14 protein-coding genes are annotated in these 15,066 nt (G+C 40.9%); all 14 read right to left on the bottom strand.

What is annotated here, in order from left to right; genetic code table 11:
- Window positions 1-32: 32 nt before the first annotated feature.
- Window positions 33-503 (bottom strand): nucleoside 2-deoxyribosyltransferase, encoded by a 471-nt coding sequence (locus FC90_RS08750; protein WP_057908859.1) that lies wholly within the window; start codon window positions 501-503, stop codon window positions 33-35.
- 64 nt (window positions 504-567) lie between these two features.
- A complete protein-coding gene (gene phoU, locus FC90_RS08745) occupies window positions 568-1,245 on the bottom strand; it encodes a phosphate signaling complex protein PhoU (RefSeq protein WP_057908858.1) in 678 nt (225 codons plus the stop codon).
- 15 nt (window positions 1,246-1,260) lie between these two features.
- A complete protein-coding gene (pstB, locus tag FC90_RS08740; protein WP_057908857.1) occupies window positions 1,261-2,019 on the bottom strand; it encodes a phosphate ABC transporter ATP-binding protein PstB in 759 nt (252 codons plus the stop codon).
- 20 nt (window positions 2,020-2,039) lie between these two features.
- Window positions 2,040-2,849: a phosphate ABC transporter ATP-binding protein PstB gene (pstB, locus tag FC90_RS08735; RefSeq protein ID WP_057908856.1), complete on the bottom strand. Its 810-nt coding sequence runs from the start codon at window positions 2,847-2,849 to the stop codon at window positions 2,040-2,042.
- 9 nt (window positions 2,850-2,858) lie between these two features.
- Window positions 2,859-3,743 (bottom strand): phosphate ABC transporter permease PstA, encoded by an 885-nt coding sequence (gene pstA, locus FC90_RS08730; RefSeq protein WP_057908855.1) that lies wholly within the window; start codon window positions 3,741-3,743, stop codon window positions 2,859-2,861.
- On the bottom strand, window positions 3,743-4,666 hold the full coding sequence (pstC, locus tag FC90_RS08725; protein WP_057908854.1) for a phosphate ABC transporter permease subunit PstC: 924 nt from the start codon (window positions 4,664-4,666) through the stop codon (window positions 3,743-3,745). Before pstC ends, pstA begins: the two co-directional genes overlap by 1 nt.
- A 10-nt stretch (window positions 4,667-4,676) precedes the next feature.
- A complete protein-coding gene (locus FC90_RS08720) occupies window positions 4,677-5,537 on the bottom strand; it encodes a phosphate ABC transporter substrate-binding protein PstS family protein (RefSeq protein ID WP_057908853.1) in 861 nt (286 codons plus the stop codon).
- Window positions 5,538-5,631: 94 nt separating this feature from the next.
- Window positions 5,632-7,293 carry a two-component system histidine kinase PnpS gene (gene pnpS / locus FC90_RS08715; RefSeq protein ID WP_057908852.1) on the bottom strand — a complete coding sequence of 554 codons (1,662 nt, stop codon included), beginning with the start codon at window positions 7,291-7,293 and terminating at the stop codon, window positions 5,632-5,634.
- Window positions 7,280-7,993 carry a response regulator transcription factor gene (locus FC90_RS08710; RefSeq protein ID WP_057908851.1) on the bottom strand — a complete coding sequence of 238 codons (714 nt, stop codon included), beginning with the start codon at window positions 7,991-7,993 and terminating at the stop codon, window positions 7,280-7,282. Before FC90_RS08710 ends, pnpS begins: the two co-directional genes overlap by 14 nt.
- A 19-nt stretch (window positions 7,994-8,012) precedes the next feature.
- Window positions 8,013-9,143 carry a PDZ domain-containing protein gene (locus FC90_RS08705; protein WP_226789494.1) on the bottom strand — a complete coding sequence of 377 codons (1,131 nt, stop codon included), beginning with the start codon at window positions 9,141-9,143 and terminating at the stop codon, window positions 8,013-8,015.
- Window positions 9,144-9,635: 492 nt separating this feature from the next.
- Window positions 9,636-10,523, bottom strand: a complete 888-nt coding sequence (gene ftsX / locus FC90_RS08700) for a permease-like cell division protein FtsX (RefSeq protein ID WP_057908849.1) — start codon at window positions 10,521-10,523, stop codon at window positions 9,636-9,638.
- Window positions 10,513-11,190, bottom strand: coding sequence for a cell division ATP-binding protein FtsE (ftsE, locus tag FC90_RS08695; protein ID WP_404804637.1), 678 nt, complete (start codon window positions 11,188-11,190; stop codon window positions 10,513-10,515). Before ftsE ends, ftsX begins: the two co-directional genes overlap by 11 nt.
- 138 nt (window positions 11,191-11,328) lie before the next feature.
- A protein-coding gene (gene prfB, locus FC90_RS08690; RefSeq protein WP_151886755.1) for a peptide chain release factor 2 occupies window positions 11,329-12,445 on the bottom strand; the annotation gives its coding sequence in 2 pieces (ribosomal slippage) (window positions 11,329-12,372 and window positions 12,374-12,445; 1,116 coding nt in all).
- A 72-nt stretch (window positions 12,446-12,517) separates the two neighbouring features.
- A complete protein-coding gene (gene secA, locus FC90_RS08685) occupies window positions 12,518-14,881 on the bottom strand; it encodes a preprotein translocase subunit SecA (protein WP_057908846.1) in 2,364 nt (787 codons plus the stop codon).
- Between the last annotated feature and the right edge of the window lie 185 nt (window positions 14,882-15,066).

The following is a 15,066-nucleotide window of genomic DNA, read 5'->3' as shown; positions in this document are numbered from 1 at the left end:
GGCTGCCCCGTTGGCGATTTTAGCTTTAAGGATTAAACAATCAGACCTGGATAAGGTTCTCCTGCAACAAATTGAAAATCGAACATGGCCAATTCATCTACACTTGTTAAACATTGTGTAATGCCCTTGGCTAGCATTAAATTGATTGGATTAATTTGTAAATCGTCTTCACACACAAAGACAATTGGCTTATGAATAGCATTCAAATAACCTATTTCAAAGGCCGTCCCGGTATCTTCATCAGTCATATCCCACAATACAACTGCCATATCCGCTAAATCCATAGCAGTAATGTCATTTTGATACGTTTGATTAGCCCATTCATAGCCACCAAACAGGCCTTCTGGATCATGGCCTTCTGTGACCCCTTTGTATTGATGTTCTTGTGGACTATGAATATAACCAATTGTTGGATTTTTTTGTAAGGCGGTTACTGCCCGCTTCACTAATGCGGCTTGTTTGGGTGTAAACCACCCACCAGCTAAGTAAATTTGTTTTTGCATCATTATGCTCCCCACTAAAAAAGCGACGTTCAAGTCGACCTTGCCATCGCTTTTTGATTTTAATTTAAAATTTATCTTCTTGAGCGTTCGAATTTAATTCAACGACCTTACCAGTTCTAAGATAAACAATCCATTCACAGATGTTCATCACGTAATCGCCAATTCGTTCGAGATAACTGGCAACTAACATATAGTCCATACTACCAATCACCGTTTCCGAATCACGTTGCATTTCTTTAATGCAATCGTCATAAATGTTCTCAGAGTAAGCGTTAATGGCTGCATCTTCGCTAGCAATTGCCAGCGCCTTTTTACGGTCTTCTTTGACGTAGGCATCTAGTACCTCTTCGACCATTTGTTTAACCTTATCTGCCATATCCGCGATATCCTTTTCGATATCTGGCACGCGGGTATTGCCCTTCACCCGAATTGTTGATTTGGCAATTGAAACAGCATGGTCCCCCATCCGTTCCAAATCAGAACTAGCTTTCATAATCGTCACAATGACGCGTAAATCTGTCGATACTGGTTGTTGCAAGGCGATTAATTCAAAACTTTTACTTTCCAAATCAGTTTCACGCTCATTAATCTTATGATCGTCAGCGATCACCTCACGTGCAAGTTGCTTATCATGATTAATAAAAGCCTTTACCGATTTATAAATGGCTTCATTGACCATCATTCCCATCTCAGAGAAACGCACATGCAGGTCATTTAATTCATCTTCAAAAAGTCGTCTCATTTTTTCCCTTCTTTCTTAGCCAAACCGGCCACTGATATAATCTTCTGTTTCTTTTTCAGTCGGATTCAAGAAAATCTTCTTTGTTGGTGCATATTCGATTAACTCACCTTGCAAGAAGAATGCTGTCTTATCCGAAATACGCGAAGCTTGATGCATATTATGTGTCACCATAATAATGGTATACTGTTGACGCAATTCTAGCAACATATTTTCAATTTTAGCACTTGAAATAGGATCTAAAGCCGAGGTGGGTTCATCCATCAGGATTACTTGCGGTTTAACGGCCAATACGCGGGCAATGCAGACCCGTTGTTGTTGCCCACCAGAAAGTGACAGTGCACTTTCGTGTAGCTTATCTTTCACATCGTCCCAAACGGCCGCTTGTTTCAAACTACTTTCTACGGCTTCATCTAAGACCCGGTGATCTTTAATACCAGATAAGCGCAGACCATAAATCACATTATCATAAATTGAAAAAGGAAATGGGTTCGGTTGTTGGAACACCATCCCAACTTCTTTTCGTAACTTAACAGTGTCCATTTCAGGTGCATAAATATCTTGGCCATTCAATAAGAATTTACCAGTCACCTTTGCCGAGTCGATTAAATCATTCATTCGATTCAAACAGCGCAAGTAGGTTGATTTTCCACAACCAGACGGCCCGATCAACGCCGTAATTTCATTTTCAACAAAATCCATATTTATTCCTTTTAAGGCTTCATTCTTACCATAGAATAAATGCACATCTGCGGATTCAATAATCTTATTTGCCACGGGGCAAACCTCCTTGCGTCCTAGCCAAAGTGACCAGAAACATAATCTTCGGCCGCTTTAATCTTCGGTCGGGTGAATAACTTACGTGTTTCATCGAATTCCAGTGCGCGTCCTGAATGAAAAAAAGCGGTATAATCACTAATCCGCGCTGCTTGTTGCATGTTATGGGTTACAATCACAATTGTAAATTCTTCTTTTAAGCGAATCAAGGTTTCTTCAACCGTATTCGTTGAAATGGGATCAAGTGCTGAAGCAGGTTCGTCCAGTAATAAAATATCGGGTTTCATCGCAATTGCCCGGGCAATACATAACCGTTGTTGTTGACCACCAGATAAGGCCAAGGCACTCTTACCGAGTGAATCTTTCACTTGGTCCCATAACGCCGCTTGTTTAAGTGATGTTTCGACCACTTCATCAAGATATTTTTTATCCTTTTGACCGTGTCGTTTTAACGCAAAAGTGATGTTGTCATAAATGGATTTAGCAAACGGGTTGGGCCGTTGGAACACCATGCCAATATGTTCACGCATCTTATACACGTCAATCTCATCGCTGTTGATATTTAAGTCACGGTACATAATTTTGCCAGTAACTCGACTATTTGCAATATTATCATTCATGCGGTTTAAACTTCGCAAATAAGTTGATTTTCCTGAACCAGAAGCCCCGATTAACGCGGTAATCCGGTAACGTTCAAACTGTAACGAAGCATCATGCATTGCCCGATTTTCACCGTAATAGACGTTTAATTTTTCCGTCGACAACGCAATTTCATGTTTTGGTTCATCTAAATGTATAATGTGTGTTTGCGTTAAATCATAATCTGCCATTATTTTCTCCTATGCTGCTGTCATTTTACGGTAGACCCGCTTGCCAATTACCCGCGCTAGCCAATTAAATAGCAAGACGGCAATAATTAAAACTGCTGAAGCCCCTGCTGAAACCGCTGTGGCATCTGGCATAATACCTTCTGAATTAATTTTCCAAATATGCACTGCTAAAGTTTCAGCCGGTCGCATGGGATTCAGCGGACTTGCAATATACATTGGGTTCCAGTTGGTAAAATCAAGTGAAGGTGCACTCTGACCAGCGGTATAAATCAACGCAGCGGCTTCTCCAAAGACTCGCCCGGCCCCTAATATCATTCCGGTAATAATATTGGGAAGCGCTTCGGGAATCACAACATGTTTAACTGTTTCATAACGTGACAAACCAAGTGCTAAGCCAGCTTCACGTTGTGTAAAATGAATTGATTTCAAGGCATCTTCAACGTTACGGGTCAATAAAGGTAGGTTAAAGACTGTCAAAACTAAAGCACCAGCTAAGATTGAAAAGCCCAGCTTAAACTGAATCACAAAAACTAAGAAACCAAACAGACCAACCACCACGGAAGGCAGAGAGCTTAAAACTTCGATGGCAGTCCGAACAACATTGGTCACCCAATTTTTAGGTGCATATTCTGCTAAATAAATCCCAGCACCAATCGATAACGGAATCGAAATCACCATGGCTAAAATTAATAAGTAGAATGAATTGAAAAGCTGTACACCAATCCCGCCACCTTTGGTAAAGGTTTGTGCAGGTTTCGTTAAGAACTGCCAAGTTACATGCGGTAATCCCCGCACTAAAATATACCCAAGTAAACAAGCTAGTAATAAGACGATTAATCCCGCGATGCCGGTTAAAACAGCCGTAGCAACTTTATCCCATTTTTTTGCATTCATTAGCGATTCATTGCTCCCTTCCGACCAATTAAACGAACTAATAAGTTAAATAGTAATGACATCAGTAATAAGAGTAATGCCAACGACCATAAGGCATTATTGGCTAAAGATCCCATAACGGTGTTGCCCATTCCCATCGTCAACACACTTGTTAAAGTTGATGCCGGGGTTATTAAGTTATGGGGTAATAAGGCGGCATTACCGATAACCATTTGGACTGCCAGGGCCTCACCAAATGCCCGCGCCATCCCAAAGACCACCCCAGTTAAAATGCCAGGTGTGGCAGCTTTTAAAACGACCTTCCAAGTCGTCTGCCAACGTGTTGCTCCCAAAGCTAAAGATGCCTCACGATAATGTCGTGGCACGCTTTTAAGAGCATCGACGGTCATCGAAGTAACCGTTGGTAGTATCATAACGAACAAAACACAGGTTCCAGCAAGAATTCCAAAGCCACTACCACCAAATAAATGTCGGACAGCTGGAACAATCACGGATAATCCAATAAATCCGTAAACCACAGAAGGAATTCCAACAAGTAATTCCATGACCGGTTGGAGCAATTTTTCACCCCGCTTAGGTGAAATCTCAGTCATAAAAATCCCAGCGCCGATGGCAAACGGCGTCGCTAACAGGGCCGCTAAAAAGGTTACGCCAAACGACCCCATAATCATTGGTAATGCGCCGACTTCTGGGTGGCCGTGGCTATCTTTCAAGCTAGGGTTCCAAGTAGACTGGGTTAAAAAGCGGCCGATGCTAACCTTATCTTTGAAAAAAGTTGCCAACCCTCTTGAAGCGACAAAATAAAAAATTGCCAGTACGATGAAGACAATTAAACTAATACATACTAAACTAATTAATTTACCACGCGTTTCGCTTTTGGCCGCGCGTGATTTTTTAAGTAAACTTGCTTTGATTGGATCCATAATTGGCCTCCTAATTAACCTTTGTTATTTGACCATCTACTGATCGTTCAACTGTCATTTTGGCAACAGGAATGTAACCCATTGATCCCACTTGCTGATGTTGCACATCAGCGGACAAAACATATGCCAAAAAGCGTTTCGTTAACCCAGTTGGCTTCCCTTTAGTGTACACATGCTCATATGACCAAATTGGCCAATCATTGGTCATGACGTTTGCATCTGTTGGTGCTACCCCGTCTAAATTAACAGTCGCCACTGAATGATCTACATATGAAAAAGCTAAATAACTAATGGCCCCTGGTGTGTTAGCAACAATCGAACGGACCATCCCTGTTGAATCTTGTTCTTGCGCAGGTTTCGTCTTACGTGACTTCATGACCCATTGTTCAAACGTAGTCCGGGTCCCACTTCCCTGCGCTCGGTTAACTAGCACGACTGGTTGGTCCGGGCCACCAACGGCTTGCCAATTATCAATTTCACCACTAAAAATTTGGGCAAGTTGCCCCAGTGTCAAATTTTTAACGCCCACCTTTTTATTAATAATGGGGGTAATCCCGACCACAGCGACTCGATGGTCAACTAACTCATCTGCTTTAATCCCTGCTTTTTCTTCGGCAAATAAATCAGAATTCCCCATTTGAACTGCGCCAGATTGGATCTGACTCAAGCCAGTCCCAGAACCACCACCTTGGACGTTGATAAACTGACCACGATGTTCAGCGCTGTATTGCTCGGCTAAGGCTTCGATTAAAGGTTGGAGTGCTGACGAACCAACCGCTGTTACCGACTGACCGTTTTGTTTAGACTGGCAGCCAGCCAACAGTAATAAACTGAATGTGACTAATAAGCTAATAACATTACGTTTGCGCATGTTAATCCTCCACAAATTCCATTTAGACCTCATAGGTTCTATTATAAAAAAAGGTTGTAAAAACTAAGCCCATCAAATGTAAATTTTGTGTAAATTAGACAATTGGTAGTTTTAAAATAAATTCACTACCAACGCCTAATTGACTATCCACTGTCAATTCTCCTTCTAAACTAACTGTCAGTTCGCTAGCAATTGCTAGTCCCAGACCGGTACCACTCTTATGTGTCGCCCGTGCTTGGTCAACCCGATAAAAGCGTTCGAAAATGCGCGACTGTAAATCACTCGGAATCCCCAAACCAGAATCAACGATATGCATCCTAATTTGCTCTTTTTCAACCTGTGCGGTAATCACTAATGAGCCGTTTGATTTATTATATGTGATGCCATTTGCAATGAGATTTTTCAAAATTTGATTAAATTTCATTTTTGATATTTTGATTTGTAAAGTCTTTGAAATATCAACAGAAACATGTAATTGCTTTTGTCTTATTTTTTGTTGCATCAGTTCTAAATTAGCTTGGACTAACTCATAAACATTAACTAGCTGGTCTTGGGACTGGTCCTTTCGATCCAAATGAGACAACGCGAGGATATCTTGAATTAGGGCTGTCAAGCGGGTACTTTCATCGTAAATGATTTGTAAGAATTGTTTTTGCGTAGCTGGCTCTTCAGCCGCACCAGCCAACAATGTTTCAGCAAAACCGGTAATTGCGGTAACCGGAGTCTTTAACTCATGACTCACATTTCGCACAAAATCCAATTGCATCCGTTCAACTCGGCGTCCTTCTGTTAAGTCATACAGAATTACCAATGCTTGAAATTTTGATTTAACAGTATTTAACTGTACTACGTTGGCATCAACGAACCGTTCCTGTTTTTGGATTAATTGGATTTCTTGATGATGGCTCTTGCGATATCGAAAGGTATGTTCAATCATCCGGGTTAATTCATAAGTTTTAATATCATCAATATATGGGTGTTTATCAGCTGCAATCTTAGTTTCTAACAAGGTCCCCATTGCCTCATTATGTAAGACAACCTCACGATTTTCATTAATCACCATCACCCCGACTGGTAAATGGTCAATTAAACGATCGAAGCTCCCCTGTTGCATAGCGATTTTCTGCCGCATAAAGCGCATATCGCCATTCAATTTATTAATTTCTTGCGCTAATACATACAGTGATGCGTCTTTTTTGAAAATAATCGGTTCAGGTACTTCCTTATGGCGAATATGATGGATATTAGCCACCAAAACTTTTAAATGATCGAAAAAATGATGTCGTTGCCGCCAAAACTCGTACAAAAAAAGACAACTTCCCATCAGATAGATAATTGTCACAAAAAGTGCAATTTTCGGTAAGGTATGCCAGAATCGCTGCTGGGGCACAGCCAACACGAAATTAGGCTGGTCAGTTTGATGCGCATAAAACAAATATGGCTGCTTATTCACGGTTTGCCGTGTACTAAAATTAGTCGCCGAATGATTGCGATCAATAATGTCGGTTACCGCTTTTTGCAACTTTGTTCTATTCGGTGATTGCGGCATTAGAACCTGGAGTTTATTTTGACGCAACCACTTTTGTCGATCAAAATGGGGTTGCTTAATGATTAATGCATAATCGGCCCCCCGTTCTTTTAACATTGCCGCTTGCTGTTGGACAATGACTAAGTTCACTAAAATCATTAAAGCAATGTAAATAGCCACTAAAATAGTGGCTAACTTATAAAATCTAAATTGATCATGCTTGGTCATGGGTGGGATCCTCCAATTGATAGCCAAAGCCGCGCACCGTTTTTAAGTAGCTTGGATGACGGGGATCAGTTTCGATCTTTTCCCGTAAATGACTGACTTGGATATCAACCATGCGTGTTTCCGCCGGATAGTCAAAGCCCCAAACCGCATTCAATAATTTCTCACGGCTTTGAACTTTATTGATTCGATGCATGAAGTAGACTAATAGTTCGAACTCTTTAGGCGTTAAATGCAGTTTGCGGGTACCTTTTTTAGCCACAACCTCACCTTCATCGACCGATAATTCCCCCACTTGTACGATTTCATCTAGATGCGTTTCACTTTCACCGACGGGATGCACAGTCCGCCGTTCAATTGCCCGAATACGGGCAATGATTTCGCGCGGACTAAACGGTTTGGTGACGTAATCGTCTGCCCCCACTTCGAGACCAACAATTTTATCAGTTTCGCTATCTTTAGCAGTTAGAATCATGATTGGTGTTTTTAATTTTGCCTCCCGGATTTTCTTAGTTACAGCAATGCCGTCTAATTTAGGCAGCATCAAATCTAATATAATAAAATCAAACGGCTGTTGTAAGACCATCGTCACTGCTTGGGCTCCATCGGTTGCCGTCCGTACTTTAAAATGTTCCTGCTCAAGGTTATAGCGTAATAAGGTCAAAATTGCTGGTTCGTCATCTACCACTAAGATTGTTTTCATTCATGCCACCCTTTTCTAATTAATTCTCTGGAAATAAGACAACACCTAACTCGTGTGGTGCATCCGCAAAAATTGCCCCCTCTGCCATTCGAAACTCGCCATTTAAGTCTTGAACTTTTAGATGACAATACGTGGGTTGACTCTGGATTGCTTGATAAAAATTATCATTCGTTGAAACTGCTTGGCCGTTACATTCAATAATGGTATCACCGACCATTAACCCCATTTTGGCAGCTGGCGTCGCGCGTAAAATCCCTAAAATAAAAACCCCATTGTACGGTTTGGTAAAATGTATTTGTTCTTCACGTATACTCCGCCTATTTAGGCGCCATTGTACGGCAAAACTTAACCCTAACGCAACAATTAAAACTTCAATAATTATATTAGGCAATACGACCGTGATTAGCCCTGCGCCGACTAATAAAAAACCAAAAATTAAGTAGCTATTCGCGTGCTTAACAATGACCGCCTTCATCAATCCTTTAACTGCTTTTAAAGAATAACCTAACAACAGGGGTAAAATCACCAGGCTATAAGATTGATGACCAATATTTAGAATTGGCCAAAAACCTAACTTTGGTAAATCAATTGCTCCTGGAACTAAGAAAAAAACAGGCGCAATATAAATTTGTCGACTCGTAAAGAAGGCCGTTGCGCGGCCACGTTTACTTGTTACCACGTTTGGTGTCACAGTTGCTTTAGCATCCCAACGCTGTAAGGCACTATTACTAATGGTCACCAAGCCAATAGTTACGAGCAATTCTGCTAAGAGACTATTTTGATGAGCAACTTGATACTGTGGCCAAATTTGGGTGGCACCCAAGTACACTAGCGCACTGATTAAGAAAGTCGCCGATGTATTTTGCCATTTAGCCGCCACTAGCAAACTCAAAATGGCAATTATTTCATAAATCAACCACCATTCCATATTCACCATACTGCCTAAAACTAAAGTACAACAACTCAATATAAAGCCAGCTAACAAGCCATGCCCAACAAAATGACCCACTTCTACCCACCGTGGATTAATCGCGATGCGGAAGGTTTTTCGTTCCCGTCTAACTCGCTTTTGAGCTAACCAGACCGCATATATCACTGCTAACCATAATAGTGGGGCCGTGAAAAATGGCTGCAACATATCAATTATCATCGTCAATTCGTTAAACCTCCAAAACATTCGCAGCGCTGTAATAATATCACTGCATTTTATCCAGCTGCAGTATTTCGCAGTTATCCACATTAGTATAGCATTTTGCCCCATTAACTGCCTAGACGTACACTAAAAAAGAGTCCTAAACAAGCTGCTAAGAAAAACCTGAGAATTTAAATACCAGTTAACAGTTTACTTAGACTCAAAATTTTAATATCACGATTGAATTCACATCTTCAAAGAGCATCATATTGTTCAAAGTATGGCGCGCAAAGTCCTCTGTTTAAATACTGTAGCGATGGCGCTTTTTTCATATTCTGCAGGCCACAAATTTCTATCAAAAAAACCGATACCTATGAAACGTTAATGAGTTTCAGAAATATCGGTTTGAGTAAATGATGATTATTTTTTTGAGCATTACACCCTAGAAAGCTGCTTAAAGTTACGCTCAATATTTAAGGGCACTTCGTCAATACTCTTTTTTGGTTTTGCTTAAATTCTAAGAAAGCGCCGCATTGAGATGACAGAGCCTAAAGCCCCAATGACAATCCCAATGACAGCCATCGTTAAATCTAGTTGGAATAAGAAAATCCCGGGCTTCAACATTGAATAGCCGGCTGATGCCATACTAAGTGCCATATGTCGGTACACCCAACCATAACCAACATCAATAATAATGATAGGTATAATGACTCCTAATAAACCAACCCAAGCCCCTTCAAATAGAAATGGCCAACGAATATACGCGTTAGTTGCCCCAACTAAACGCATGATTCCGATTTCGTCGCGCCGCGATAAAATTGTGATTCGAATGGTATTTGAAATTAAGAAAACAGCGACAAAAAGGAGTAATAAGGTAAAGCCAATCCCCCATTTACGAACACTACTCATCACCTTGAACAATTTCTTAGCGTTGTTGCCCCCATAAGTTGCATCATAAACATACTTCAATTGCTTAGCGTGTTTAGCAACTTTAATGGTTTGACTAGGTTTTGTCGTGCTTACAGTATAGACATCATACAGTGGATTGTCATCACCAGTAAACATCTTAAATGATTGCCCATAGCTACCGACAACTTTGTTTAATTCTTTTTTACGACTCGAATAGGTGACGTCTTTGACGGCCGCAATTTTTTCGAGTTTCTTTTGGAGTTGATCTTTTTGCTTACTAGTTGTGCCCCGTTCAATCATGACCCGTACGTGCACATCATTTTCAATATCCTGTGAGATTTTGTTAAAGTTAAAAATCATCGCAAAGAAAATGCCGACTAATAATAGCGTAACAGTCACTGCGCTAACAGCCGCGACGGACATCCAGCCATTCCGTTTTAAACTCTTAAAACTATCGTTGAGGTGGCGCTTCAATGTTCTAGTCTTCATAGCCGTAGTCACCTTCTTTTTCGTCACGAACTAAGCGACCATCTTCAATCGCTAACACACGATGGGTTCGCTCGTTCACCATTTGTTTATTGTGGGTTGCCATTAAGACAATCGTCCCCCGTTGGTTAATTGCTTCTAGAATATCCATAATACCATCTGACGTTTCAGGGTCCAAGTTCCCAGTTGGTTCATCGGCAATTAATACCTCCGGCTGATTGACAATCGCCCGCGCTACTGCTACCCGTTGTTGCTCTCCACCAGAAAGTTCATTAGGAAAACGGCGAATTTCGCCCTTTAAACCAACTAATTCAAGCACTTCTAGTACACGATCCTTAATCGCTTGTGGTTGTGCTTCAATAACTTCCATCGCATACGCGACATTTTCGAAAACCGTTAACCGCGGTAAAAGTTTGAAATCTTGGAAGACGACCCCAATTTTACGCCGCAAGTAAGGTACATCGCGATCTTTCATACCGATTAAATCAAAACCGGCAACTTCGATTTTACCACTCGTAGCTCTTAATTGATGGTATAACATCTTGATGAATGTTGATTTACCAGCACCGCTGGGCCCAACAATATAAGCAAACTCGCCAGATTCAATCGTCAATGAAAGATCCTTAATTGCCGTTACCCCATTGGGATACTTTTTTGACACATTTGTCATTCGAATCAATTGGGAAACACTCCTTTTGTCGTTATCATTTATCACTTGTCAATGAAAACCGCAATCCTTTATATTATAGCATGCTATCGATTCACATAATCACAATTGGATTACATTTATATTTCAATTTCTTTGCAGTTAATCTGGATTCTGCTGACTTAATCGCCATTGTAAATAGGCATAAATAAATGGATCCAAATCCCCGTCCATCACGGCCTGGCCATTCCCCGTTTCATAATCAGTCCGGTGATCTTTGACCATTGTATAGGGATGGAACACGTACGAACGAATCTGTGAACCCCAACCTATTTCGAGTTGTTCGCCTTTAATTGCAGCTGCTTTTTTGGCTTGCTCTGCTTGTTCCCGTTGATAGAGCTTCGCTTTCAACATATTCATCGCAGTTTCTCGGTTTTGGAGTTGTGATCGTTGGGCCTGTGATGAAACAACAATCCCGGTTGGTAAATGCGTCAACCGTACAGCTGATGATGTTTTATTGATATGTTGACCACCAGCACCACTAGAACGAAAAACATCAATTCTTAAATCTTCAGTCCGTACTTCGATATCAATCGAATCATCCAACTCTGGCATGACATCGACTGAACAAAATGAGGTGTGGCGCCGACCAGCTGAATCAAATGGTGAAATTCGAACTAGTCGATGAACCCCTTTTTCCGAACGCAACATTCCATAAGCGTTGTGGCCTTTAATCATCAAAGTAACACTCTTAATCCCCGCTTCTTCCCCAGCTTGATAATCTTCCGTTTCCACAGTAAACCCGTGGGCGTCCGCCCAACGTAAGTACATCCGTAAAAGCATTGAACCCCAATCCTGAGATTCCGTACCACCAGCACCGGGATGTAATTCGACAATCGCATTATTGTGATCATAGTCGCCCGATAGTAATTGTCCGAGTTCATATTGTTGCATCTGAGCTTGGACAGCTGTCAAATCAGCTTCAAAACTCGTCTGGAGTTCAGCATCGGGTTCTTCTTGTAATAACTCTAATGTCACTTGTAGCTCCTCTGATTGCGCTTGGAGTTGCATATAGGAATCGTATTTTGCCTTTAAGGTATTATTTTGATCAATTAACTTTTGGGCTGCTTTTTGATCGGTCCAAAAGTCAGGCTCTGCCATTTGTGCTTCATTTTGCGCAATGTTTTCTTGGAGGCCATCTAAGTCAAAGTGACCCCCTAAATTGCGTAATTTTAGTTTCAATTGCTTCTAAAAGATGTTTTGCTACACTTAATTCCATACTTTTTGTCCCTCCATTATTTTTTGCCATTAAAAAAATGGCCAAGTCAAATGCCTCAGCCATTTTTACGCATTAGCGTCGAATATTTTGACGAATTTCAGCCTTCATGAAAAGCCGGGTTGTATCGTAATCAATGTCGCTGATCATTTCTTCAAACATCCGGTACCCTTCTTCTTGATATTCGACCAATGGATTCATTTGACCATAACCACGTAGTCCGATTGAATTCCGTAGTTGATCCATTGCATCAATATGGTCTGTCCAACGTTCATCCACCACACGAAGAATAACCACTTTTTCAAATTCAAGCATTTGATCAGCATCTGCTAATTGTTTTTGTTTTGTTGCGTAATTCTCTTCTGCAAGTGACATCAACAACGCTTCGATTTCTTCAGCAGTTTTGCCTTGCAACTTTTCAATTGATAAAATTTCTTCACTCACCATCGAAGTCGTTGCAAACGCATGGATGGCTTCTAATTCCCAGTTGTCCATTTCACCTTGTGTATGCAACTGCACAATCCGTTTAACGGTCCTAGAAATCATTGGCATAATAACCTCTTTCAAGTTATCTTCTGCCATAATTACTTGCATCCGTTGTTTATAAATAACCTCACGTTGTTCACGCATTACATCATCATACTGAAGGGTTTGTTTACGCGTATCGTAGTTATTCCCTTCAACTCGTTTTTGTGCCGCTTCAACTTGACGCGTAATCATTTTACTTTGGATTACCGCATCGTCGTCTGAAATCTTCATCCGGTCTAAGAAAGCTTTAATCCGTTCCGAACCGAAACGTTTCATCAAGTCATCTTCCAACGACATGTAAAATTGTGTCACACCCGGATCCCCTTGACGACCAGCACGGCCTCGAAGTTGGTTATCAATTCGGCGTGATTCATGACGTTCTGTCCCAATAACGGCCAAACCACCTAAATCAGTCACACCCGGTCCCAATTTAATATCGGTCCCACGACCAGCCATGTTGGTCGCAATCGTCACTGCACCACGTTGACCGGCATTCATAATAATTTCGGCTTCTTTAAAATGATTCTTAGCATTTAAGACGGCATGTGGTACATTGTTTTCATCCAATAAGCGCGATAATACTTCTGAAGATTCAACCGCCACAGTCCCGACTAAGACCGGTTGGCCCTTGGCATATCGTTCTTTGATATCTTCGACAACCGCCTTAAACTTGCTCTCCAATGTCGGATAGAGAACATCTGGTTTATCAATTCGGGCAATCGGTCGATTGGTTGGGATTGAAATAACTTCCATATTGTAAATTTCACGGAATTCTTCTTCTTCCGTTTTAGCCGTCCCTGTCATCCCAGATAATTTATTATACATTCTGAAATAGTTTTGATACGTAATATTGGCCATAGTTTTGGTTTCATCTTGAATTTCAACGGCTTCTTTGGCTTCGATTGCTTGATGTAATCCATCGGAATAGCGCCGGCCTTCCATTACCCGCCCAGTAAATTGATCGACAATTAAAACTTCGCCTTCTTGAACCACATAATCAATGTCTTTTAACATGATATAATTGGCCCGCAATGACTCATCCAGATGATGTGTTAACGCCGTATTCTCAGTGTCATATAGATTATCCAAGCCAAAATTAGCTTCGGCTTTTTCAATTCCTGTTTCCGTTAAACTGATTGTTTTGGTAGGCCAATCAATTTTATAATCGGTTTCTTCTTTTAAGGTTTTAACAAACCGATCAGCTCGGATATAAAGAGCAGTCGATTTTTCTGCTTGTCCAGAAATAATTAATGGGGTTCGCGCTTCATCAATTAAAATTGAATCCACTTCATCGACAATCGCAAAGTTCAATGGCCGTTGCACCATTTCTTCTTTATAAACAACCATGTTATCGCGCAAATAATCAAACCCAAGTTCACTATTTGTGGAATATGTGATATCTGAGTTGTATGCATCCCGTTTTTCCTCTGGCGTTTTGGCATTTAAGTTTAAACCAACTGAAAGCCCGAGCCAATTATATAACTCGCCCATTTCCGTTGCATCACGACTTGAAAGGTATTCATTAACGGTCACGACATGCACCCCTTGACCAGCCAGTGCATTCAAATAAACCGGCATGGTGGCCGTCAAAGTTTTCCCTTCACCGGTCTTCATTTCAGCGATATTACCTTCATGCAAGGTAATCCCTCCAATAATTTGTACGCGGAACGGAAATAAACCTAAAACCCGTTTAGCACCTTCACGGGCAACTGCAAATGCTTCTGGTAAAATATCATCCAAAGTTTCACCATTTGCCAATCTTGTTTTGAATTCTGGGGTCTTAGCTTGTAACGCTTCATCCGATAAATTACTGTATTCATCTTCGTAGCTCTGTACTTGATCAGCAATTTTGCCCATCCGCGCTACTTCACGTTTATCGCTTTCTACCCATGTTTTTAGAAAGTTTGCCATCTGCGTTAATTCTCCTCTAGAAATACGTTTGCGTTCTTATTTAGTGATTTCTTTTTTAATCAATATGATTACTAATAATTCATTTTACCATTTATTACAATCAAATTAAACCCCGTCAGAGTAAACAACGAGCTCAGTTCCATAAAAAATTAACCCTATTATCTATAGTAATACAAAAAAAGGCT

It is taken from the genome of Latilactobacillus graminis DSM 20719, assembly GCF_001436415.1.
Classification (GTDB): Bacteria; Bacillota; Bacilli; order Lactobacillales; family Lactobacillaceae; genus Latilactobacillus; species Latilactobacillus graminis.
This window is presented reverse-complemented; position numbering and strand designations above follow the sequence as displayed.